1 rRNA gene is annotated in these 2924 nt (G+C 52.3%); it reads left to right on the forward strand.

What is annotated here, in order from left to right:
- A 23S ribosomal RNA gene (locus tag ACTYA4_RS22000) occupies nt 1-2923 on the forward strand; the annotation flags it as partial.
- Between the last annotated feature and the right edge of the window lies 1 nt (nt 2924).

Here is a 2924-nt window from a genome sequence, read left to right on the forward strand (position 1 = left end):
AAGGGCGCACGGTGGATGCCTTGGCACTAGGAGCCGATGAAGGACGGGACTAACACCGATATGCTTCGGGGAGCTGTAAGTAAGCTTTGATCCGGAGATTTCCGAATGGGGGAACCCTCTATCCGTAATGGGATAGAATCTTTACCTGAATACATAGGGTACTGAAGGCAGACCCGGGGAACTGAAACATCTAAGTACCCGGAGGAAGAGAAAGCAAACGCGATTCCCTGAGTAGCGGCGAGCGAAACGGGATTAGCCCAAACCAAGAGGCTTGCCTCTTGGGGTTGTAGGACACTCTACATGGAGTTACAAAGGAACGGGGTAGACGAATAGGTCTGGAAAGGCCAGTCATAGAAGGTAAAAACCCTGTAGTTGAAACTTCGTTCCCTCCTGAGTGGATCCTGAGTACGGCGGGACACGTGAAATCCCGTCGGAAGCAGGGAGGACCATCTCCCAAGGCTAAATACTCCCTAGTGACCGATAGTGAACCAGTACCGTGAGGGAAAGGTGAAAAGCACCCCGGAAGGGGAGTGAAATAGATCCTGAAACCGTGTGCCTACAAGTAGTTAGAGCCCTTTTATGGGTGATAGCGTGCCTTTTGTAGAATGAACCGGCGAGTTACGATTACATGCGAGGTTAAGTTGAAGAGACGGAGCCGCAGCGAAAGCGAGTCTGAATAGGGCGTAATAGTATGTGGTCGTAGACCCGAAACCAGGTGATCTACCCATGTCCAGGGTGAAGTCCAGGTAACACTGGATGGAGGCCCGAACCCACGCACGTTGAAAAGTGCGGGGATGAGGTGTGGGTAGCGGAGAAATTCCAATCGAACTTGGAGATAGCTGGTTCTCTCCGAAATAGCTTTAGGGCTAGCCTCAAGATAAAGAGTATTGGAGGTAGAGCACTGTTTGGACTAGGGGCCCCCATCGGGTTACCGAATTCAGACAAACTCCGAATGCCAAATACTTATGCTTGGGAGTCAGACTGCGAGTGATAAGATCCGTAGTCAAGAGGGAAACAGCCCAGACCACCAGCTAAGGTCCCAAAGTATACGTTAAGTGGAAAAGGATGTGGAGTTGCTTAGACAACCAGGATGTTGGCTTAGAAGCAGCCACCATTTAAAGAGTGCGTAATAGCTCACTGGTCGAGTGACTCTGCGCCGAAAATGTACCGGGGCTAAACGTATCACCGAAGCTGTGGATTGACATCGTAGATGTCAGTGGTAGGAGAGCGTTCTAAGGGCGTTGAAGCTAGACCGTAAGGACTGGTGGAGCGCTTAGAAGTGAGAATGCCGGTATGAGTAGCGAAAGATGAGTGAGAATCTCATCCACCGAATGCCTAAGGTTTCCTGAGGAAGGCTCGTCCACTCAGGGTTAGTCGGGACCTAAGCCGAGGCTGAAGAGCGTAGGCGATGGACAACAGGTTGATATTCCTGTACCACCTTATGAACCGTTTGAGTAATGGGGGGACGCAGGAGGATAGGGTAAGCGTGCTGTTGGATTAGCACGTCCAAGCAGTTAGGCCGGCAACGAGGCAAATCCCGTTGCCATAAGGCGGAGCTGTGACGGCGAGGGAAATATAGTACCGAAGTTCCTGATTCCACACTGCCAAGAAAAGCCTCTAGCGAGGTTCAAGGTGCCCGTACCGCAAACCGACACAGGTAGGCGAGGAGAGAATCCTAAGGTGAGCGAGAGAACTCTCGTTAAGGAACTCGGCAAAATGACCCCGTAACTTCGGGAGAAGGGGTGCTCTTTTGGGTGAATAGCCTAGAAGAGCCGCAGTGAATAGGCCCAGGCGACTGTTTAGCAAAAACACAGGTCTCTGCGAAGCCGTAAGGCGAAGTATAGGGGCTGACACCTGCCCGGTGCTGGAAGGTTAAGAGGAGGGGTTAGCAGCAATGCGAAGCTCTGAATTGAAGCCCCAGTAAACGGCGGCCGTAACTATAACGGTCCTAAGGTAGCGAAATTCCTTGTCGGGTAAGTTCCGACCCGCACGAAAGGTGTAACGATCTGGGCACTGTCTCAACGAGAGACTCGGTGAAATTATAGTACCTGTGAAGATGCAGGTTACCCGCGACAGGACGGAAAGACCCCGTGGAGCTTTACTGTAGCCTGATATTGAATTTTGGTACAGCTTGTACAGGATAGGTAGGAGCCTTGGAAGCCGGAGCGCTAGCTTCGGTGGAGGCATTGGTGGGATACTACCCTGGCTGTATTGACATTCTAACCCGCGCCCCTTATCGGGGCGGGAGACAGTGTCAGGTGGGCAGTTTGACTGGGGCGGTCGCCTCCTAAAAAGTAACGGAGGCGCCCAAAGGTTCCCTCAGAATGGTTGGAAATCATTCGTAGAGTGTAAAGGCACAAGGGAGCTTGACTGCGAGACCTACAAGTCGAGCAGGGACGAAAGTCGGGCTTAGTGATCCGGTGGTTCCGCATGGAAGGGCCATCGCTCAACGGATAAAAGCTACCCCGGGGATAACAGGCTTATCTCCCCCAAGAGTCCACATCGACGGGGAGGTTTGGCACCTCGATGTCGGCTCATCGCATCCTGGGGCTGTAGTCGGTCCCAAGGGTTGGGCTGTTCGCCCATTAAAGCGGTACGCGAGCTGGGTTCAGAACGTCGTGAGACAGTTCGGTCCCTATCCGTCGTGGGCGTAGGAAATTTGAGAGGAGCTGTCCTTAGTACGAGAGGACCGGGATGGACGCACCGCTGGTGTACCAGTTGTCTTGCCAAAGGCATAGCTGGGTAGCTATGTGCGGAAGGGATAAGTGCTGAAAGCATCTAAGCATGAAGCCCCCCTCGAGATGAGATTTCCCATAGCATTAGCTAGTAAGATCCCTGAAAGATGATCAGGTTGATAGGTTTGAGGTGGAAGCGTGGCGACACGTGGAGCTGACAAATACTAATAGATCGAGGACTTAACTAAA

It is taken from the genome of Niallia yueguangensis (assembly GCF_052663115.1).